A 19,679-nucleotide genomic window follows, 5' to 3' on the forward strand; every position below is an offset into this window, starting at 1 on the left:
CGGTCAGTTACCGACGCGATACTCTTCGGGCACAAAAAACGTGTAGTCACGGTCGGCAACGGCCTCATGGCATTCGTGACAATAGGCAACAGAAGCTGAGCGGTCTCCCATCGTGTCGCCAAACAGTGACCCGTCCGGCATCACCATGATATAGCGCCAGTCGGCGGTTGCAGGGCTGGCCCCTTTGGGCAGCTTCTCCATCACGAACAGCGCGCCTGGGTGGACGTTGCCCTCATCGGTCACGGTCATGCTGTCTTTTGCAAGAACCGATCCCATCGGCAGTTCTTCACCTTCCTGCAGCGTACCGTAATTATGGGCCATGCGATTGGCATAGCTGTTCACATATCGCTGCCCATGAGTGGCCGAGATATATGGCGCATCATTGAACAACGGCCAGTTCTGGTAGTTGAGAAGGATGTCCAGCTGTGCAGCGGCATAACCGCGCTCCATCCGCTTGGTCAGCGATCGATAATACGCCTCTGCGTCCTCTTTGCTCAAATCTGCGGGGTTTTCGATGGCAAGATGTGCATCCTCATCATTCGCCATTGCGGCACCGGTCATTAAGACCGCGAAACAAAGCAACATCGCCGCGTTTCTTAGAACTTTCTTACTGATTACAATCATTTTTGGCCTACCTGTATGAACAGTTCGCCTTAATGCCGCCTGCCAGCTCTTGTACAAATGATAGCGGCCCTAAAATAACTTGCCATGACCACCCCAGTCACCTCACCACCTTGTGCGCAAAGGTGAAAGCGATCCATCCTTGGTCAGAACGGGTTAAATATACCAGAATTTGAATGCAAAATCAGGCTCTGAAATATTAAACTTAGCTTCGCTACTTCTGGCTGAACGAGTGCCTTAGCTATTCAACCCGGCCTCGGCTTCAATCTGCTTGCGAGATTTCCGGGCGCGTTCAGTGGCCGATTTCAACTGACCGCAAGCCGCCATGATATCTTCGCCACGCGTCTTGCGAATGGGTGAGGCATATCCTGCCTGATAGATGATGTTGGCAAAGGCCCGAATACGGTTGTTCGAGCTACGCTTATACGGCGCACCAGGCCATTCGTTGAACGGGATCAGGTTGATTTTGGCCGGGATGTTATGGCGCTTGATGTGATCGATCAGGCGATGTGCATCCTCGTCACTATCATTCACACCATCCAGCATGACGTATTCAAAGGTGATCCGTTCCGAATTCGATGCGTTCGGATAGCTGGACAGCGCTGCCAACAGTTCCTCGATGTTCCAGCGCTTGTTGATCGGCACAAGCACATCGCGCGTTTCATCCGTGGTCGCGTGGAAAGAGATCGCAAGCAGACACCCGATTTCTTCGGCAGTCCGTGCGATTTCAGGCACCACGCCCGAAGTCGACAGTGTGATACGACGGCGTGACAGGGAAATCCCTTCGGGATCCATAGCAATCTTCATCGCATCGCGGACGTTGTCGAAGTTATAGAGCGGCTCGCCCATGCCCATGAGGACAATGTTCGACAACAGGCGCGTTTCGTCTTTGGGCGCGCCAGGGGTCGGCCATTCCTCAAGATCGTCGCGGGCCATCATCACCTGACCAACGATTTCAGCAGCCGTCAGATTGCGCACCAGCTTCTGGGTACCTGTGTGACAGAAGGAACAGGTCAGTGTGCAGCCTACCTGAGACGAGATACACAAAGTCCCGCGGTCTTCTTCGGGGATGTACACCACCTCGACCTCATGGCCGCCTGCAATCCGGCAAAGATATTTGCGAGTGCCATCCTCGGACACCTGACGCGTCACAACCTCGGGAATTTCGATGACGAAATGCTCAGCCAACTGCGCACGATAGGCTTTGGCCAGATTGGTCATGTCGGCGAAGTCGCGCACGCCCCACTGATAGATCCATTGCCAGATCTGACCCGTACGCATCTTGGCCTGCTTTTCCGGTGTGCCATGTTCGATAAGGGTCTCGCGCAATTGATCACGCGTCAGCCCGACGAGGTTGATCTTTCCCTCCGGCAATTTGCGGGGGATTGTCATGACATCTTGAGTGATCGGCGCGTTGGCAGACATGGCGAGACCTGAAGGATTCTGGCTTGGGATGCGCCTCTATATAGGAATGTACGCCAAGATCAAAAGAAATCGTGCAAATCAATTTGCAAAGCGCAGCAACTCATCCACACGCGTCCGGCCCAGGTCGACACGACACGAGGTTATGGCAATCCCGGTACCAGAGCCGCCTCCGTATGATGCGCCCACCGCATCACACTGCGCATCCCGAAAGGCCACCCACGCACTTTGCGATGCCTCCAGCGCGGGCACAGCCTCGACCCGCCCAGTCACATCATCCAACTCTTTTGCGGCTTCAACAGCGAAAGAGTAGCTGGTTTCGATCGCTACATTCACTCGTTCTTCCATCTTAGCGACACAGGACCCGATCTCGACCTGAGAACTGGCATCGGAACACTCCAATGCCGGATCTGCCATCACGGTGAATGGAATGAAGAGAAACGCCAGTAACCAACGCATGAACTCACCTCCGGAACGCAAAAGAACAAACACCGCCAACTTAACACGGTAACAAAGGCAGGCCCAAATAGTTTGGTCGCGGTGGCTTAACCCAACCGCGACCAGGTTATCAGTTGACTGCAGGGGGAATGTAACAGTCCGCGGCATCCAGCTTTTTAACCGGGTCTTCCGGTCCACATTGTTCGCCAGACACCGGATAAGTGTCACGGGTGTTTTCGCACGCGCTTAGAACTGCGGCGGAGATCATCAGTAATGCGACAAGAGATTTGTGTATCATGAGGTTGGCTCCTAACTGCACCTGAACTGATTAGTTCAAATACAGCAGAAGAAAGCCTTGATACGGATCAAGTTGATGACTGGACGTTGCGTAAACAGGATTGCTTTTCTTTTTGTCGCAGAAAACAAAAAACCCCGCCGGCAGGCGGGGTCACATCAAGAACTGATAGCTGATTAATTTGTGCAGCGCTTCTCGGCATCTTCGATCGCTGCGGTAAAGCCCAGCAACGAGAATGTGTCTTTCGTCTGCGTCCCACGTTCGGATCGCGCGGTCAGAACCGCCTCGCTGCCCCGCTTCATTGCGGTCACGATCTTGGCGTCGTCGGCAGCCGTTGCAGGCCACGCCCATTCGCCTTCGGTGAACAACTCGAACTCATTGCCGTCGACCGCAAGGTTTACCGTCGAGCCTGAAGCAAACGGGTAACCTCCGGTAAAGGTGATCTGACCTTTGACCTCAGCATTCGGGCGATAAAAGACGAACAGCAGGATATCGCTGCGACGCACCGAAACAACTCGGCCACCGCGCGTGTTCACGGTTTCCTTCGGCGCAGATACGCTCCAGCATTCGGTGGGATCATCTTCGACAAAGACGCTCCAGTCGGTCTTTGCCGCAACCCGGTTGGTGCTTGTCGCCTGTTGAGCGATTGCAGAAGTGGCCATCCCTGCCACGCACAGGCCCGCGATCACGCGGACGAGCTTTGATCCCATTTGTCCAGCCTCCTAGCTCGACCCATACCTCATAGTCATCAACGATGCCCGCGAACCCTGCCTGGTTCGTCTATGAACATTGCGCATCCCGATGATTGCCGACATACACACACTAACGCAGGTTTCGCCACAGGCGAAAGGGCGATTGGCAGAATTTTGCGCATAAAATCGGAGGTCCAGATGACGCAGCCCATACCAATGACAGAACTGTGGCGTGGACCTCTGCTCGAGAGCCTGCATCTTGGGCATGCAGTGATCTGTGATGACACTGGCCAGATCGTCCAAAGCTGGGGGGACCCTAAGGCCGTCATTTATCCCCGCTCTTCCGCAAAGATGATACAGGCTTTGCCTCTGATCACCTCAGGTGCCGCAGCCAAGTTCGGTTTGACTTCCGAACATCTGGCGCTTGCCTGTGCCTCTCATAACGGCGCGCACATTCATACTGATCGGGTTACTGCATGGCTGGACCACCTCGGTCTGTCCGAGCCTGATCTGCGCTGCGGCCCACAAGAACCGCAGGACATGGCCGCTCGCGACGGTTTGATTCTGGCGGATGATACCCCTTGCCAAATCCACAACAATTGCTCGGGCAAGCACTGCGGGTTTCTGACGGTCGCACAGCACATGGGTGCAGGACCGGAATATCTGGAAATCGATCATCCGGTTCAGCAGGCCTGCCTGTCCGCTATTGAAGAAACTACAGGTGAAACCAGCCCTTGCTACGGAATTGATGGCTGCTCTGCCCCAAACTTTGCGACATCGCTTGTTGGGCTGGCACGTTCCATGGCCTGGTTCGCCTCAGCTGCTGATCGCTCGGATCGGGCCAGTGACGCGGCCCAACAACTGACCGCAGCCATGATGAAGCATCCAGAACTGGTCGCGGGTGAAACCCGCGCATGCACCGAACTGATGCGGGCCATGGACGGTCGGGTTGCAATTAAGACCGGAGCCGAGGCCGTCTTTGTTGCCATCATCCCCGAAAAACGAATGGGCATAGCACTCAAGGTCACCGACGGGACCACGCGCGCCAGCGAATGCGCCATTGCCGCCCTATTGGTAAGCCTCGGCGTGCTGGAGGCCGATCACCCGGCCACCCGCAAGTTCCTGAATGCTACGCAATACAGCCGTCGGGGACTGGAATGCGGTGTGATCCGACCGGCGCCGGGCTTTCCCGGTTAAGGGCGTCACATCTCGATCTCGTGGACCTCGGCAACTTCGACCGAGCCTGACCCGTTGACCACCATCGGGCAGCCCTTGGCCATTTCGGTTGCGGCGTCGATGCTGTCGGCTTTTATAACCGTAAAGCCCGAGGCCGGATTTGCGCCGCCATTATCGGCGACACCCGACGAACTGACTGTATAGGATTGCCCAACAGGATTGCCGGGTATCTCCAGTGCCTCTCCCATACCTTGGAACCATGCGCCCCATGCAGCCATGGTCGCTTCTACTTCGGCGGGATCTGTTGGTGTAGTTCCACCGTGATAAACAAACAGAAATTGTGGCATAGTCAGTCCTCCCAATGAAAAGCTTATGAAAGATGTCCCTGCAATTTGCGCAGTGACGAGGTCCAGCCCATCTCATGATTGGCAGCGGCTTCCTGGTCGGCGAGTTCACGATGGTCCAGGATCAGGCGCGCGCCGCCCGGGATCGCTTCGACCGAGAATGTCACGTGACTTTCAGCCCCCCGCTGGTCCTGATCGTCATGCCAGGCCCATGTAAAGCCAACGGATTTGGGTGGATCGATGTGAGTGACGTGACCGGATACTTTGTATCGCTGACCCTCATCATTCACCATGACCGAGTACCAAGGCCCTAGTCGCGAAAAGTCCAGATCGTGTTCGGGGACATGGAGCCCTTCCGGCCCCCACCACTGCAACAACTTTGCCCCGTCGCTGATCCATGAAAAGAGCGTCTCGGGGCTGGCGGAGAATTCCCGCTCCAGTCTCAGGTCGGCCATGAATTCTCCTTTTCCAGAATGTCACCCAGCCGGTCGAGGCTCGCCTCCCAGAACTGGCGTTTCGAAATGGTCCATTCGGCAATCGCGCGCAGGCCTTCTGGCTGTATCGAGTATATTCTTTGCGTACCCCGGACCTGTTGCTGAATCAGGCCAGCCTCACGCAAAACCTTTAGGTGGCGCGAGATGGCAGCGCCGGACATGCCCTTGCCTTCGATCAGGTCGCCTGCGGGCAGTTCACCCTGCTCCATCAGTTGCTCGATAATCGAAAAACGGGTCGAATCGGATAATGCCGAAAAAGCGGCCAGAAGAGTGTTCATGACCGATTGTTAACACAAATGTTAAATTAAAGAAAGGCGCGAACCGATCAGATGCCGGCAAACTCGGTTCGGGCATAGCCCTGAAGATAAAGCAGCGCTGTAAGGTCACCGTGATTGACCCGCACATCGCATTGCTCGGCCACAGAAGGTTTCGCGTGCAAAGCCACGCCTGTACCGGCGCGACCCAACATGCCCAGATCATTTGCCCCGTCACCTACGGCAATCACGTCCGATTCAGAAATTCCCAGCCGTTGCGTGATCTGCTCCAACGCTTCGATCTTGGCCTGTCGGCCCAAAATTGGGCGCTGAACATCTCCGGTCAGCCTGCCGTTTTCTGCCAGCAAGGTATTTGCCCGGTTTTCATCGAACCCCAGCAACTCTGCCACCCGAGCCGTGAACGCGGTAAAGCCACCCGAAACCAGCGCGGCATAGCCATCGGTCTTGCGCATTGTGGCGACCAGTTCCTTGCCACCGGGCATCAGGGTGATCCGTTCGTTCAACACTTTGTCGATAACGCTCTCGCCCAGGCCGCCTAGCAAGCCAACCCGCTCGATCAGCGCGCCTTCGAAATCCAGCTCACCATTCATTGCGCGGGCAGTGATGTCTTTAACACGGTCGCCAACACCAGCCTCATCGGCCAGTTCATCAATGCATTCCTGCTGAATCATGGTGCTGTCCATATCGGCCAGCAGCATCTTTTTGCGACGCCCCTCGGCCTGTTGGACAACCAAATCCACACCCATCTGCTGCAGATCCGCCCAGACATCCCATCTATTGCCCGGTATCTCGCTCAGTGAAAATTCCGCTGCTTCATCCGGGCTGAGCCAAACGATCTCACCGCCGCCCCATGCGTTCCGCAATGACTCGACCAGCGACAACTCCAGCGTCGGCGCGTTGGGATTGGTCAACAGGGTGGCAACGTACATGTTCGATCTCCGGCAAGCTCACCTGCGCATATCGCAGGTGCAGCATTTTCGCCAGAGACAGTTTCAAACTAGCCCAAAATACCCGGCAGGCGCAGCCCATGGTTACGCGCGCAATCCTTTGCGATGTCATACCCGGCATCCGCATGGCGCCAGACGCCCGAGGCCGGGTCATTCCAAAGAACCCGCTCCAACCGCCGGGCGGCATCTTCGGTGCCATCAGCACAGATCACCACACCCGCGTGTTGGCTGAAGCCCATTCCGACACCGCCGCCATGGTGCAGCGAGACCCACGTCGCACCACTGGCCGTGTTGATCAGAGCATTTAACAAAGGCCAATCACTAACCGCGTCCGAGCCGTCCAGCATCGCTTCGGTCTCTCGGTTAGGGCTTGCAACCGACCCCGAATCCAAATGGTCGCGACCGATCACAACCGGCGCTTTCAACTCACCATTGGCAACCATTTCGTTAAAGGCCAGCCCAGCGCGATGCCGATCACCAAGCCCGATCCAACAAATGCGTGCGGGCAGGCCCTGAAACGCAATCCGTTCCTGTGCCATGTCGATCCAGCGATGCAGGTGCTCGTTTTCGGGGAACAGTTCCTTCATCTTGGCGTCTGTCTTGTAGATGTCCTCAGGATCACCCGACAGAGCGCACCAGCGAAACGGACCTATGCCCTTGCAGAAAAGCGGGCGGATGTAAGCAGGCACAAAACCAGGGAAAGCAAACGCGTTCTCAAGCCCTTCATCCTGCGCGACTTGCCGGATGTTGTTGCCGTAATCCAACGTAGGCACTCCTGCATTCCAGAAATCCACCATCGCAGAGACATGCTGTTTCATCGAGGCACGAGCGGCCGTTTCCACTGCTTTAGGGTCTGTTTCACGCTTTTCGCGCCACTCGCCCATGGTCCAGCCCAACGGAAGGTAGCCGTTGATCGGGTCATGCGCACTGGTCTGATCCGTGACGATATCCGGACGCATGCCACCGGCTGCCATCCGGCGGTATATCTCGGGGAATACTTCTGCCGCGTTGCCCAACAGGCCGACCGACTTCGCTTCGCCTGCTTTGGTCCAGCGATCGATCATCTCAAGCGCCTCATCCAGCGTTTCCGCCCTTTCGTCGAGGTACTTTGTTCGCAGACGGAAATCGATGCTGTCTGGGTTGCACTCAACGGCCAGACAACAGGCCCCGGCAAACACGGCCGCCAGCGGTTGCGCACCGCCCATACCGCCCAGTCCGCCGGTCAGAATCCATTTGCCGGTCAGATCGCCGCCATAGTGCTGACGTCCGGCCTCGGCAAAGGTCTCATAGGTACCCTGAACGATGCCTTGAGTGCCAATATAGATCCACGAACCGGCCGTCATCTGGCCGTACATCATCAGACCCTTCTTATCGAGTTCGTTGAAGTGATCCCAGGTTGCCCAGTGCGGCACAAGGTTCGAGTTGGCAATCAGAACACGCGGCGCATCCTTGTGTGTGCGAACAATTGCGACAGGTTTTCCGGACTGAACGATAAGGGTCTCGTCCTCCTCCAGATCCTTCAAACCGGCAACAATAGTATCGAAATCCTTCCACGTCCGCGCCGCACGCCCGATACCGCCATAGACCACCAGCTCATGGGGGTTCTCGGCCACGTCCGGGTGCAGGTTGTTCATCATCATCCGCAAGGGCGCCTCGGTCAGCCAGCTTTTGGCATTCAGCTCGGTTCCGGTGGGCGGGTAGATATCACGGGTGTTCTTGCGCGGGTCGCTCATTTCAGGGCTCCTTTTTCGGTCAATGCGCCCGACAGGGCGAGGTCGCGAAGGCGTTCAAGCATATTTTTTATGTGTGGGCGGAGGATGTCGGCGCGGTCGTCGCGATAGTTCCATGGCGCGGCCTCAGTCATGTAGGCACGCTGCGACAATTCCATCTGAATCGCGTGGAACCCCTCATCGGGGCGGCCATAATGGCGGGTCGTCCATCCACCCTTAAACCGACCATTCAGCACCGATGTGAACCCGGTCGCTTTCGCCGCAGTTTCATGTACCGCATGTTCGACAGCAGCATCGCAGGTCGCACCGTTGTTGGTGCCGGTGTTGAATACTGGCAGCTCTCCGTCAAACAGAAACGGAATCAGAGAGCGGATCGAATGGCAATCAAACAGGATCGCAACACCATGTTTGGCCCGCACCCGCGCAAGCTCCTGCTCAAGCGCTGCGTGATAGGGTGCATGATATTTCTGACGCCGATCTTCGACTTCGTCCGAGGAAGGTTCTTGCCCATCAACCCAGATCGGCTTTCCGTCGAAATCCGTTAAGGGCACCAATGTTGTCGTGTTCTGCCCAGGGTACAGGGAAACACCTGAGGGGTCCCGGTTGGCGTCGATAACATAACGGTGGATATGTGATTGTACGACCGTCGCATCGCTCAATAGCCCTTTATAGAGCCTGTTTATATGCCAATCGGTATCCGCCAGCTCACGCCCGTTGTCGTTTAGGCGTTCTGCGACTGGTTCAGGTACATGTGTGCCGCCGTGCGGTTGACCCAGAACAATCGGACCATCTCCGCGATCAACGCTGAACACCTGCATCATGAGAGCTCCGGCATCTGGACATCGACCGCTTTGAGAATTGCGCCCTCGGCGACCAGGTGCTTGGCGGTTTCCAGTTCGGGCGCGAGATAACGGTCATCTTTCAATGACGGAACATCTTTGCGGAGACGTGCAATGACACGTTGCAGTGGTGCGCTGGTTGTCAGTGGTGCGCGGAACTCGACTCCTTGCGCAGCACAGAGAAGCTCAATGCCAAGAATATAGTTCAGGTTGTTCGTCATCCGCACCAAACGCCGCGCACCGTGGGCTGCCATGGACACGTGATCTTCCTGATTGGCGGATGTCGGTGTGCTGTCGGTGACACAGGGGTTGGCCAGATGCTTGTTCTCACTCATCAGGGCTGCGGTTGTCACTTCGGCAATCATCAGACCTGAGTTCAATCCGGGCTCGGGCGTCAGGAACGGTGGCAGATCAAAGCTGAGCGCCGGGTCGACCATCAATGCGATACGCCGCTGAGCGATGGCACCGATCTCGGACAGGGCCAGCGCGATCATGTCAGCGGCAAAGCCCACTGGTTCAGCATGGAAGTTACCGCCCGATACAATGGCATCCGGGTCTGTCAGAACCAGCGGATTGTCGGTTGCGGCGTTAGCCTCGATCACCAGTGTCTCGGCTGCCTGCCGGATCACATCCATCGCGGCTCCGGTGACCTGAGGCTGACAGCGAATGCAATAGGGGTCCTGAACGCGCGTGTCCCCGTCCCTATGGCTTTCACGGATTTCGGACCCGTCCAGTGTTGCGCGCATCGCGCCTGCAGCCTCGATCTGACCGCGATGGCCACGCAATGCATGTATCTCGGGCTGCAAAGGTGCCGTTGAACCCATGATTGCATCTGTTGATGCCGCAGAAACCACCAAAGCGTTTTGTGCTGCCTGCCAAGCGTCAAACAAGCCTGCCAGGGCGTAAGCCGTGGAAAATTGCGTTCCGTTGATGAAGGCTAAGCCTTCTTTCGGGCCCAGTTGAATAGGCTCTAATCCAGCAATTTTCAGCGCTTCAGCACCGGAAAGGATGGCTCCGTTCACTTCGGCTTCGCCCTCGCCGATAACGACAGCCGTCATATGAGCCAGTGGCGCCAGATCCCCTGATGCGCCAACAGATCCTTGCGCAGGGATCACCGGAGTCACGCCGTGTGCCAACATGTTCTGTAAAAGCTCAACCAACTCCCACCGAACACCTGATGCACCGCGACCAAAGGATAGCAACTTGAGTGACATCATCAGACGCGCCAATCGGCGAGGAGCGGCCTCACCAACGCCGCAGCAATGGCTGAGAATGAGATTTCGCTGGAGGGTCGAGGTATCTTCGGCTGCAATCTTGTGACTGGCCAGCTTACCAAATCCCGTGTTCACGCCATAAACCGGATCAGCACCTGAGGCAGCCTGTGCGATACGTGCCGCGGCCATATCAACCTTAGGACGGCATGATACATCCAGCGTGATTGCCGCTTCGTTCCTATAGATATCCTCCAGTTTCGTCAGAGAAACCTGACCCGGAACAAGAGAGATGGACCTCATTAAATGCCTCCGAAAATGCGTTTGTGCAGGGGGTTAAAGCCGATGCGATATGAGAGCTCGGCGGGATGGGCCACGTCCCAGACCGCCAGATCTGCGCGCAGCCCTGCGGCTGCCACACCCGTGTCGTTCAGCCCCAGCGCCTTGGCGGCGTTTCTGGTTGCGCCAGCAAGCGCTTCCTCAGGCGTCAAACGGAACAGGGTACATCCCATATTCATCGTCAGCAGCAATGATGTCAGTGGCGATGATCCGGGATTACAATCTGTTGCCAATGCAATGGGTACATTCTGCTCACGCAACAATTCCACCGGGGGCATCTGGGTTTCGTGCAGAGTATAGAAAGCTCCTGGAAGCAGAACCGCGATTGTTCCCGCGTTAGACATTGCCGCTACGCCCTCGGCATCAAGATACTCGATATGATCAGCGGAAAGCGCACCGTATGATGCCGCTAATTTTGCCCCGCCCAGATTGGACAACTGCTCCGCATGTAGCTTGACTGGCAAACGCAGCTCCCTGGCCACATCAAAGACACGTGCGATTTGAGCGGTGTTAAAGGCGATGCCCTCACAAAACCCGTCAACCGCATCAACCAGACCCTCTGCGTGAGCTGCGCGCAGGGTCGGAATGCAGATTTCATCGATGTATGCATCCGCGCGGTCTTTGAACTCAGGCGGCACCGCGTGTGCGCCCAGAAAACTGGTTTTGATCCGAACCGGGCGATGCTGCTGAATACGACGTGCTGACCGCAACATGCGCAATTCAGTCTCTACGTCGAGGCCATAGCCTGACTTGACTTCTATACAGCTGACGCCTTCGGCAAGTAGCGCATCCACACGCGGCAGGGCGCTGTCCAGCAGTTCATTCTCGCTGGCCTCACGCGTCGCACTGACTGTCGAGACTATACCGCCACCTGCCCGGGCCACCTCTTCATACGTGGCGCCGTTCAGGCGCATCTCAAACTCGGCTGCGCGATTGCCGCCAAAGACCACATGCGTGTGCGCATCAATTAGCGCCGGCGTGATCAGGCGGCCTCCAAAGTCGTCAACTTCCCAATCCGCAAACCTGGCCGGCAGATCCCGCTGCTTACCTACCCACTCAATAGTTCCAGCGTCCAAGGCAATCGCAGCGTTCTCGATCAGACCATATGGCGCATCACTTTCGACCATCGTCGCGATGCGGTCGGCGCGAAATACAACTTTTTTTGTCATGGCGAATCTTTTGGGCTCCCCCTGCGTCAGGATTTTTCGTATACGGGTAAAAACTTAAAGTCTACACAAAATGGAAACGCTATGACAGTTCATGCCAAAACAGCCTTATTAGGGTCTGAGTGGGTACAGGATATGCGTTTAGAAATCGAAGATGGCCGAATTTCCCGGATCGAAACTGGTGTAGCCAAACAGCCCGAAGACACAGCTACAGACGTGCTATTGCCAGCGCTTGGAAACCTGCACAGCCATGCTTTTCAACGCGCCATGGCAGGCATGACCGAGGTGCGGGCTGCCGGGAAAGAAAGCTTCTGGACCTGGCGCACCTTGATGTATCGCTTTCTGGATCGGCTGACGCCTGAACAGGTCGAGGCGATAGCAGCCCTGGTGTTCATGGAAATGCAAGAAGCGGGCTATGCCTCGGTTGGTGAGTTTCATTATGTCCACCACCAGCCCGGCGGCCAGCCGTATGCGCGGCTGTCCGAACTGAGCCAACGCATCTTTGCAGCAGCAGATCAGACAGGGATCGGCCTGACCCACCTGCCTGTTCTCTATACATACGGGGGTGTTTCGCAGGAGCCTCTGGTGGGCGGGCAGTTGCGGTTTGGTAATGATGTCGACCAGTATCTGGCTCTGCAAGAGGAATGCCGGAGCACGCAACGACACGCGAAATTCGACTCTGTTGTGGGGGTAGCGCCGCATTCCTTACGAGCGACTTCGCCCGCCGATCTCAAGACACTGTTGGCTAATGTTCCTTCAGGGCCCGTCCACATCCATATATCCGAACAGGTTAAAGAGGTTGCAGATGTCGAGGCCGCCTTGGGTCAGCGTCCGGTTGCCTGGCTGTTGGATAATGCAGAGGTGAACAACCGATGGTGCCTGATCCACGCGACCCACATGACTGACGTTGAAACCAAAGCAATGGCACGATCCGGTGCTGTCGCAGGGCTTTGTCCGATCACCGAAGCAAATCTTGGTGATGGTATCTTTAACGGCGCTGTCTATGTCGAAGCCGACGGGGCATTCGGCGTTGGATCAGACTCTAATATTCGCATTTCCCTGCCAGAGGAATTGCGGACGCTCGAATACTCTCAGCGACTGCGTGACAAAGCACGCACTGTTCTGGTCCATGGCGAAGGCTCAGTCGGACACACACTCTATACCGGCGCTGCCCGTGGTGGTGCGCAAGCGCTGGGCCGCGACGCCGGGGAAATCGCCGTTGGCAAACTTGCTGATCTTGTCGCTATCGACCGCACCCATCCGACGCTTTGTACGTTGAAGGACGATCAGTTGCTGGACGGGCTGTGTTTTGCGGCACCCGACGGTACAGTGACCGATCTGTGGTCGGCAGGCCGTCACATGGTGCGCGAAAGGCGGCATGTTGCGCGGGATGCGATCTTGCCTACCTATCGTACGGCCGTTGCCCAACTCTTGGCCAGCGCATAGACATCAAATTCTCAATATCAGAGCCACAATGACCCAACCGAGCGAAAACACCAGCTACAAAGACATAAAACAGACCGTGCTGGATCGCATTCGGTCTGGAGAATGGCGTCCCGAGACCCTGCTACCAAATGAGCAGGAGCTTGCGGTCGAGTTTTCCTGCACCCGGACAACCGTGAACCGAGCATTGCGGGAACTGGCCGACGAAGGATTTCTTGAACGCCGTCGCAAGGCAGGGACCCGCGTCCTTGCCGCGCCGCAACGGCAGGCGAGGTTTACAATTCCGCTGGTCCGGGATGAGGTCGAAGCACTAGGCGGCACCTACAGATATGCCCTGGTTTCCTCTGAAACCATCCCCGCTCCGGAATGGTTGAGCGCCCGGTTGGCGCTGAAAGCTGATCCTCGTGTCTTGCATGTCCGCTGCATGCACTATTCCGGCAACACGCCATTTCAGTACGAGGATCGTTGGATAGTGATTGAAAGCGTCCCCCAAGTCGAACAGGCCGATTTCACCGAAACCGGACCGAATGACTGGCTGGTGCAGACCGTGCCATTCACCAATGTCGAGCTGACATTCATGGCCAGCCGTGCGGATTCAACTGTGGCAGGATTTTTGGACGTACCGGAGGGCGAGCCGGTCTTTACCGCCGAACGTATCACCTGGCTGCAGGGCCAGCCGGTTACCTTTGCCAAACTCTATTTTGCAGCAGGCTACCGCATGACCACCCAAATTTGATTTCGCGCTTTATCTAATCCTTTGCTCTTTACCACCCTGAAATTCCGATACAGATTCCGGGTAGGTCGAACTGGAAGGAAAACAAAATGGGTAACCCGCTTTATGATCGTCTGTTTGGCATCCACGCGGGCAAAAACACTCCATTTCTGCATTTGCCCGATGGGCGGACACTAACCCATTCAGATTTTCTGGACATGGCAGCTCGCATTGCAAATGCGATGGTCGGGATGCAGTTAGAGCCGGGTGACCGGGTTGCGGTTCAGGTAGAAAAATCCCCTGAAACCCTTGCGCTCTATGCAGCCTGTGCGCAGGCGGGTCTTATCTTTCTGCCACTCAACACCGCCTACACGACACATGAGCTGACTTACTTTATTGAGAATAGCGGTGCGTCTCTGGTTGTCTGTGATTCAGCCAACGAAGCAGAACTGACACCAATCGCTCAGGCGCAAAATGCCAAGATAGAGACGTTAAATGCAGATGGATCGGGTAGTCTGACGCGGCGTGCGTTAGGAATGTTGCCAGCTTTCGAGCCGGTCAGCCGGACTGAGGATGATCTGGCTGCGTTCCTTTACACCTCGGGCACCACTGGCCGGTCCAAGGGTGCGATGCTGACCCAGGCCAATCTTTTGTCCAATGCCGAGATGCTGGTCCGTGAATGGCGTTTCACCAGCGATGACGCACTTCTGCATGCCCTGCCGATCTTTCACACTCATGGGCTGTTCGTTGCAACAAATGTTGTGCTGGCCTCGGGCGGGTCGATGATCTTTCTGCCAAAATTCGATCTGGAAGACATCCTACGACTGATGCCGCAGGCCACATCGATGATGGGCGTTCCGACATTTTACACCCGATTGTTGGGGGACGACCGTTTCACCAAGGAACTCGCCCAGCATATGCGGCTGTTCATTTCGGGATCTGCACCTCTGCTTGCTGAAACGCACGAACAATTTGAGGCGCGCACCGGTCATCGCATTCTTGAACGCTATGGCATGACTGAAACCAATATGAACACCTCTAACCCGTATGACGGAGAGCGACGCGCTGGAACGGTTGGATTTCCACTACCCGATGTTGAATTGAAGGTTACCGATCCAGAAACTGGTGAAACCTTGCCTCCGGGTGAAATCGGCATGATCGAGGTGCGCGGTCCAAACGTGTTCAAGGGTTACTGGCAGATGCCAGAAAAGACTGCTGCCGAATTGCACGAAAACGGTTTCTTCATTACCGGAGATCTTGGACGGGTTGATGAAGATGGGTACGTCCACATCGTCGGCCGCGGCAAGGATCTGATCATCTCAGGCGGATACAACATCTACCCCAAGGAAATCGAATTGCTGCTGGATGATCAGCCCGGAGTGCTTGAGAGCGCAGTGATTGGCGTTCCACACCCTGATTTCGGAGAAACCGTTCTGGGTATTCTTGTGCCTGCAAATGGAGAGTCCCCCGATCTGGAGCAGATCATGCAGACGGTTCAGTCGGATCTCGCCCGGTTCAAGCACCCGCGCAAACTGATCCTGCTGGACGAATTGCCCCGCAACACAATGGGCAAGGTGCAGAAGAACCTGCTGCGTGACACATACAAGGACTTGTTTGTCGAAGGCTAAGGTTCCAGTGGAACGCGCCCCTCATCCCTCAGTAGCCAGCAAGAACATCCTTCGAAGACCGCCACTTCAGCCGGTCGACCATATCCTGCGCCGCTGTCCAGATTGATGCGGTTACCATAGTGAGTAGCCTGTTCTACAGGCGTATGCCCATGGACAATCAGCTTGGGATGCGGATCGGCATGGGCGTGGAATGTCTTCCTGATCCAAACCAGATCGTTCTCACGCTGTTCGTTTAGTGGCACACCCGGTCGAATACCCGCATGCACAAATGCTACTTCGGGCGTTTGATAGATCGCCACAAGGTCGCGCAAAAAATTCACATGCGAAGTGGGAACAGCCGCCTTGGCCATGGCGTGCAGATCTTCCAACCGCATTCGATCATCAAATTCGACACCATAGCTGCGCAATGTTTCTACGCCACCCAAACGCTCATGCAGCCAGTGGTAGCCGACCAGCAAATGCGGATCATGTCGCGGTGTTTCTTCCATGAACCACGCAAACATCCGGTCGTGATTTCCCAACAGAGTAATCCAGTCGCGACCTTTGTCGTGCCCCTCTATCAGGCGTGCCAGCAGACCACGGCTGTCGGGGCCCCGATCAACATAATCCCCCAAGAACACAATACGCGCATCTGATCCGCCATCGCGTTCGATCAGCGACAAAACCCGCTCAAACTCTGCAAGCTGGCCGTGCAAATCTCCGACTGCATAAACTGGAGTGGTCATGACAGGCCCCGATTATCTGAATTGCCGTTCTTGTGACGGAAAAGCGTGATGCGGAAAAGACAATGCCCGCGCTTTGGGTGGCGCGGGCATCGAACTGTTTCACAAACTCAACAGAGGTGATCAGACAACGTCAAACTCCAGAGGCTTGATCTGTGTGAACAAGCCGGTCTCTGCAAGTTTCGCACGCGCTTCAGCCGGCACCGGTTCGTCGACGTATAGCAAGGCGATTGCCTCACCACCTGCCTCGGCACGGCCAAGGGTAAAGTTGGCGATGTTCACACCGTTTTCACCCATGGTCTGACCCAGCGTCCCGATAATGCCCGGCACGTCTTCGTTCGTTGTGTAAAGCATATGAGCACCGACTTCGGCGTCGATATTGATGCCCTTGATCTGGATAAAGCGGGGCTTGCCATCGCTGAACACGGTGCCGCCGATAGACCGCTCGCGCTTGTCTGTAACAACGGTGACTTTGATATAGCCCTCGAACGCGCCCGACTTGTCCTGATTGGTGGTCGAAATCTGAATGCCACGCTCTTTGGCCACTACCGGGGCCGAAACCATATTCACCTCGGGATTGAACTTCTTCATGATCCCGGCGACCACGGCGCAGTTCAGTGCAGCAAGGTTCATCTCGGCCGCGACACCATCATAGAGGATGTTGATCGCCTTGACCGGCTCGTCAGTCATCTGGCCGATGAAGCTGCCCAGATGACCTGCCAGCTTGATCCAAGGCCCCATGACCTTTGCCTCTTCGGCGGTCACGCTAGGCATGTTCAGTGCGTTCTCAACCGCTCCGGTCAGCAGATAATTGGAAATCTGCTCTGCAACCTGAAGTGCGACATTCTCCTGCGCTTCAGTCGTGGCGGCACCAAGATGCGGCGTGCAGACCACATTGGGCAGGTTGAACAGCGGGTTCTCTTTCGCTGGCTCGACGCTGAACACGTCAAACGCCGCACCCGCTACGCGCCCGGTTTGCAGCATTTCGGCCAAGGCCTCTTCGTCGACCAGCCCGCCACGCGCACAGTTGACGATACGCACACCCGGTTTGGTCTTTTCAAGATTCTCGCGGCTCAGGATATTCCGTGTCTGGTCGGTCAGCGGCACATGCAGGGTGATAAAATCTGCACGCTCGAGCAGTTCGTCCAGCTCTACCTTTTCTACCCCCATCTTGGCGGCTTTCTCTTCGCCCAGATATGGATCATAGGCGACGACTTTCATCTTCAGGCCCAGGGCGCGTTCACAGACGATGCCACCAATGTTGCCTGCACCAATGACACCCAGTGTCTTGTTGGTCAGTTCGATCCCCATGAACTTGGACTTTTCCCACTTGCCCGCATGGGTCGAGGTGCTGGCCTCGGGGATTTGCCGCGCCACGGCGAACATCATCGCTATCGCGTGCTCGGCGGTAGTGATCATGTTGCCAAAGGGCGTGTTCATAACGATCACGCCTTTCTTGGATGCAGCGTCCTTGTCGACGTTGTCGGTGCCGATCCCGGCACGACCGATGACCTTTAGGTTGTCGGCTTTTTCCAGCAGCGTCGGCGTGACCTTGGTGGCCGAACGGATGGCAAGGCCATCATACTGGCCGATCACTTCAGCCAGCTTGTCCTTGTCCTTGCCCAGATCGGGCATGAAATCCACATCGATCCCGCGATCACGAAAGATCTGCACGGCGGTTTCACTGAGCTTGTCAGATACGAGTACTTTGGGGGCCATTTTCTCTGGTCCTTGAATTTTGGGAAACAACCGGGCCTCGTACGGCCCGGCAAATGCAGGAAAACTCAGGCAGCTTCGGTTTGTGCCGCGATCTCGGCCTCAAAGGCCCATGCCAGCCAAGGCAGCATCGCCTCGATATCCGAGGTTTCAACCGTACCGCCACACCAGATACGCAGGCCCGCAGGCGCGTCACGATAGGCTCCGATGTCCAGCGCGATGTTCTCAACCTCAAGCCGTTTGGCAACGGCCTTGGCGAAGGCGGCTCCATCCTGAATGCGGGCGTCGGTGAACTTCAGGCAAACGGATGTATTCGATTGCGTTGCCGCATCTTCAGCCAAATTCGCGATCCAATCATGCTGTGCGCAGAAACTATGTACTGCACCGGCATTGGCATCCGCTCGGGCGATCAGCCCTTGTAGCCCTCCGACCGAGCGTGCCCAATCCAGCGCGAACAGATAGTCTTCAACCGCCAACATCGAAGGTGTGTTGATCGTAGCGCCAGTAAAGATGCCCTCAATCAGCTTGCCACCTTTAGTCAGTCGGAAAATCTTGGGAAGCGGCCATTCGGGTGTGTAGTTCTCCAACCGCTCAACGGCACGAGGGCCGAGGATCAGCATGCCGTGTGCAGCCTCACCGCCCAGCACTTTCTGCCAGCTAAAGGTGGTCACATCCAGTTTGTCCCACGGCAGGTCCATCGCGAAGGCCGCCGAGGTTGCATCGCAGATCGTCAGGCCCTGACGGTCATCCGCGATCCAATTGCCATTTGGAACCCGCACACCCGAGGTCGTGCCGTTCCATGTGAATACCACGTCATTGGTGAAATCGACCGAAGCCAGATCAACGATCTGCCCATAATCAGCAGTCTTCACCTCTGCATCAATCTTCAACTGCTTGACTACATCGGTCACCCAACCGGAACCGAAACTCTCCCAGGCCAGCATTTCGACCTTACGCTCGCCCAACAGCGACCACAACGCCATCTCAACCGCGCCTGTGTCGGATGCAGGGACGATACCAATGCGATAGTCTGCGGGGATACCCAGCAGCTCACGCGTGCCTTCAATGGCCGCCTTCAGCTTGTCCTTGCCAACAGCTGCACGGTGCGACCGCCCCAATGCTGCATCGGCCAGTTTGGTCAGATCAAATGTGGGGGGTTTGGCGCAGGGGCCAGAGGAAAAACGCGGATTGGCCGGCCGCGTTGCCGGTTGTTGAATGCTCATCTGTATTACCCTTCCAGATACACGCCCCTCGTTGGGGAGGGGTGTCCCACGGACAGACCTATGGGGCCTTCGCACCTGCAGCAAGCAGAAAAGACGCTTCGTTGGGTAAAAACGACATCAAAAACAGGCTCAAATCAGAACACAGGTTTCCGATTGGCGAAAACCCCGCCGATCTCTCGGCGGGGTTTTCTCTATTACTCAGCGGCTTCTTCGTATTCTGACATGGGCGGGCATGTGCAGATTAGG

At 56.3% G+C, this 19,679-nt stretch carries 20 protein-coding genes; 4 read left to right on the top strand and 16 right to left on the bottom strand.

Features of this window, described 5'->3' with window-relative positions; genetic code table 11:
- Positions 1-3: 3 nt before the first annotated feature.
- From GOX61_RS21245 to GOX61_RS21265, 5 genes are all read right to left on the bottom strand, one after another.
- The gene (locus GOX61_RS21245) at positions 4-624 is read right to left on the bottom strand and encodes a cytochrome P460 family protein (RefSeq protein ID WP_170336937.1); all 621 of its coding nucleotides are present in this window, start codon (positions 622-624) and stop codon (positions 4-6) included.
- 234 nt (positions 625-858) lie between these two features.
- Positions 859-2,046: a 23S rRNA (adenine(2503)-C(2))-methyltransferase RlmN gene (rlmN, locus tag GOX61_RS21250; protein ID WP_155145964.1), complete on the bottom strand. Its 1,188-nt coding sequence runs from the start codon at positions 2,044-2,046 to the stop codon at positions 859-861.
- Between the two features lie 78 nt (positions 2,047-2,124).
- Entirely contained in the window at positions 2,125-2,502 is a 378-nt protein-coding gene (locus GOX61_RS21255) for a lysozyme inhibitor LprI family protein (protein ID WP_170336939.1), read from the bottom strand.
- Positions 2,503-2,611: 109 nt separating this feature from the next.
- Positions 2,612-2,779, bottom strand: coding sequence for a hypothetical protein (locus GOX61_RS21260; protein WP_170336941.1), 168 nt, complete (start codon positions 2,777-2,779; stop codon positions 2,612-2,614).
- Positions 2,780-2,952: 173 nt separating this feature from the next.
- Positions 2,953-3,486, bottom strand: coding sequence for an invasion associated locus B family protein (locus GOX61_RS21265; RefSeq protein WP_155145968.1), 534 nt, complete (start codon positions 3,484-3,486; stop codon positions 2,953-2,955).
- A gap of 180 nt (positions 3,487-3,666) precedes the next feature.
- On the opposite strand from GOX61_RS21265, the gene GOX61_RS21270 reads away from it, so the two are divergent.
- Positions 3,667-4,665, top strand: a complete 999-nt coding sequence (locus tag GOX61_RS21270) for an asparaginase (protein ID WP_170336943.1) — start codon at positions 3,667-3,669, stop codon at positions 4,663-4,665.
- Positions 4,666-4,670: 5 nt separating this feature from the next.
- Here GOX61_RS21270 and GOX61_RS21275 read toward each other — a convergent pair whose 3' ends face one another.
- The 8 genes from GOX61_RS21275 to hutI all read right to left on the bottom strand — a co-directional run bounded on the left by GOX61_RS21275 (position 4,671) and on the right by hutI (position 11,992).
- The gene (locus GOX61_RS21275; protein WP_155145972.1) at positions 4,671-4,991 is read right to left on the bottom strand and encodes a YciI family protein; all 321 of its coding nucleotides are present in this window, start codon (positions 4,989-4,991) and stop codon (positions 4,671-4,673) included.
- A gap of 23 nt (positions 4,992-5,014) precedes the next feature.
- Positions 5,015-5,443, bottom strand: coding sequence for an SRPBCC family protein (locus GOX61_RS21280; RefSeq protein WP_155145974.1), 429 nt, complete (start codon positions 5,441-5,443; stop codon positions 5,015-5,017).
- The gene (locus GOX61_RS21285) at positions 5,431-5,760 is read right to left on the bottom strand and encodes an ArsR/SmtB family transcription factor (protein WP_170336945.1); all 330 of its coding nucleotides are present in this window, start codon (positions 5,758-5,760) and stop codon (positions 5,431-5,433) included. Before GOX61_RS21285 ends, GOX61_RS21280 begins: the two co-directional genes overlap by 13 nt.
- Positions 5,761-5,807: 47 nt before the next feature.
- Positions 5,808-6,686, bottom strand: coding sequence for a phosphoserine phosphatase SerB (serB, locus tag GOX61_RS21290; protein WP_170336947.1), 879 nt, complete (start codon positions 6,684-6,686; stop codon positions 5,808-5,810).
- A gap of 68 nt (positions 6,687-6,754) precedes the next feature.
- The gene (gene hutU, locus GOX61_RS21295) at positions 6,755-8,437 is read right to left on the bottom strand and encodes a urocanate hydratase (RefSeq protein ID WP_170336949.1); all 1,683 of its coding nucleotides are present in this window, start codon (positions 8,435-8,437) and stop codon (positions 6,755-6,757) included.
- Positions 8,434-9,252, bottom strand: a complete 819-nt coding sequence (hutG, locus tag GOX61_RS21300) for an N-formylglutamate deformylase (RefSeq protein WP_170336951.1) — start codon at positions 9,250-9,252, stop codon at positions 8,434-8,436. Before hutG ends, hutU begins: the two co-directional genes overlap by 4 nt.
- Positions 9,252-10,787 (bottom strand): histidine ammonia-lyase, encoded by a 1,536-nt coding sequence (gene hutH, locus GOX61_RS21305; protein ID WP_170336952.1) that lies wholly within the window; start codon positions 10,785-10,787, stop codon positions 9,252-9,254. Before hutH ends, hutG begins: the two co-directional genes overlap by 1 nt.
- Complete coding sequence (hutI, locus tag GOX61_RS21310) at positions 10,787-11,992, bottom strand: imidazolonepropionase (protein WP_170336954.1); 1,206 nt, start codon at positions 11,990-11,992, stop codon at positions 10,787-10,789. The genes hutH and hutI overlap by 1 nt, the downstream gene beginning before the upstream one ends.
- Before the next feature lie 81 nt (positions 11,993-12,073).
- Here hutI and GOX61_RS21315 point away from each other — a divergent pair, with 81 nt between their 5' ends.
- From GOX61_RS21315 to GOX61_RS21325, 3 genes are all read left to right on the top strand, one after another.
- A complete protein-coding gene (locus GOX61_RS21315; RefSeq protein WP_170336956.1) occupies positions 12,074-13,435 on the top strand; it encodes a formimidoylglutamate deiminase in 1,362 nt (453 codons plus the stop codon).
- 28 nt (positions 13,436-13,463) lie between these two features.
- Positions 13,464-14,168: a UTRA domain-containing protein gene (locus GOX61_RS21320; RefSeq protein WP_170336958.1), complete on the top strand. Its 705-nt coding sequence runs from the start codon at positions 13,464-13,466 to the stop codon at positions 14,166-14,168.
- Between the two features lie 86 nt (positions 14,169-14,254).
- Entirely contained in the window at positions 14,255-15,772 is a 1,518-nt protein-coding gene (locus tag GOX61_RS21325; protein WP_170336960.1) for a malonate--CoA ligase, read from the top strand.
- Here the strand turns inward: GOX61_RS21325 and GOX61_RS21330 are convergent.
- The 3 genes from GOX61_RS21330 to GOX61_RS21340 form a co-directional block, all read right to left on the bottom strand.
- Complete coding sequence (locus GOX61_RS21330; RefSeq protein WP_170336962.1) at positions 15,769-16,497, bottom strand: metallophosphoesterase family protein; 729 nt, start codon at positions 16,495-16,497, stop codon at positions 15,769-15,771. The two genes, GOX61_RS21325 and GOX61_RS21330, sit on opposite strands and share 4 nt — an antisense overlap.
- Positions 16,498-16,617: 120 nt before the next feature.
- Positions 16,618-18,213, bottom strand: a complete 1,596-nt coding sequence (gene serA, locus GOX61_RS21335) for a phosphoglycerate dehydrogenase (protein WP_155145994.1) — start codon at positions 18,211-18,213, stop codon at positions 16,618-16,620.
- A 65-nt stretch (positions 18,214-18,278) separates the two neighbouring features.
- On the bottom strand, positions 18,279-19,433 hold the full coding sequence (locus tag GOX61_RS21340) for a phosphoserine transaminase (protein ID WP_170336964.1): 1,155 nt from the start codon (positions 19,431-19,433) through the stop codon (positions 18,279-18,281).
- Positions 19,434-19,679 lie beyond the last annotated feature (246 nt).

This window comes from Ruegeria arenilitoris, from assembly GCF_013030265.1.
Taxonomy (GTDB): Bacteria; Pseudomonadota; Alphaproteobacteria; order Rhodobacterales; family Rhodobacteraceae; genus Ruegeria; species Ruegeria arenilitoris_E.

Bases quoted from the DNA above. Each gene is read 5' to 3' on its own strand.
- GOX61_RS21285 (WP_170336945.1), bottom strand. From the start codon at position 5,760: ATGAACACTCTTCTGGCCGCTTTTTCGGCATTATCCGATTCGACCCGT.
- hutI (WP_170336954.1), bottom strand. From the start codon at position 11,992: ATGACAAAAAAAGTTGTATTTCGCGCCGACCGCATCGCGACGATGGTC.
- GOX61_RS21270 (WP_170336943.1), top strand. From the start codon at position 3,667: ATGACGCAGCCCATACCAATGACAGAACTGTGGCGTGGACCTCTGCTC.
- hutH (WP_170336952.1), bottom strand. From the start codon at position 10,787: ATGAGGTCCATCTCTCTTGTTCCGGGTCAGGTTTCTCTGACGAAACTG.
- hutU (WP_170336949.1), bottom strand. From the start codon at position 8,437: ATGAGCGACCCGCGCAAGAACACCCGTGATATCTACCCGCCCACCGGA.
- serB (WP_170336947.1), bottom strand. From the start codon at position 6,686: ATGTACGTTGCCACCCTGTTGACCAATCCCAACGCGCCGACGCTGGAG.
- GOX61_RS21330 (WP_170336962.1), bottom strand. From the start codon at position 16,497: ATGACCACTCCAGTTTATGCAGTCGGAGATTTGCACGGCCAGCTTGCA.
- GOX61_RS21275 (WP_155145972.1), bottom strand. From the start codon at position 4,991: ATGCCACAATTTCTGTTTGTTTATCACGGTGGAACTACACCAACAGAT.
- GOX61_RS21340 (WP_170336964.1), bottom strand. From the start codon at position 19,433: ATGAGCATTCAACAACCGGCAACGCGGCCGGCCAATCCGCGTTTTTCC.
- rlmN (WP_155145964.1), bottom strand. From the start codon at position 2,046: ATGTCTGCCAACGCGCCGATCACTCAAGATGTCATGACAATCCCCCGC.
- GOX61_RS21280 (WP_155145974.1), bottom strand. From the start codon at position 5,443: ATGGCCGACCTGAGACTGGAGCGGGAATTCTCCGCCAGCCCCGAGACG.
- GOX61_RS21245 (WP_170336937.1), bottom strand. From the start codon at position 624: ATGATTGTAATCAGTAAGAAAGTTCTAAGAAACGCGGCGATGTTGCTT.
- GOX61_RS21265 (WP_155145968.1), bottom strand. From the start codon at position 3,486: ATGGGATCAAAGCTCGTCCGCGTGATCGCGGGCCTGTGCGTGGCAGGG.
- GOX61_RS21320 (WP_170336958.1), top strand. From the start codon at position 13,464: ATGACCCAACCGAGCGAAAACACCAGCTACAAAGACATAAAACAGACC.
- GOX61_RS21325 (WP_170336960.1), top strand. From the start codon at position 14,255: ATGGGTAACCCGCTTTATGATCGTCTGTTTGGCATCCACGCGGGCAAA.
- GOX61_RS21315 (WP_170336956.1), top strand. From the start codon at position 12,074: ATGACAGTTCATGCCAAAACAGCCTTATTAGGGTCTGAGTGGGTACAG.
- hutG (WP_170336951.1), bottom strand. From the start codon at position 9,252: ATGCAGGTGTTCAGCGTTGATCGCGGAGATGGTCCGATTGTTCTGGGT.
- GOX61_RS21255 (WP_170336939.1), bottom strand. From the start codon at position 2,502: ATGCGTTGGTTACTGGCGTTTCTCTTCATTCCATTCACCGTGATGGCA.
- serA (WP_155145994.1), bottom strand. From the start codon at position 18,213: ATGGCCCCCAAAGTACTCGTATCTGACAAGCTCAGTGAAACCGCCGTG.
- GOX61_RS21260 (WP_170336941.1), bottom strand. From the start codon at position 2,779: ATGATACACAAATCTCTTGTCGCATTACTGATGATCTCCGCCGCAGTT.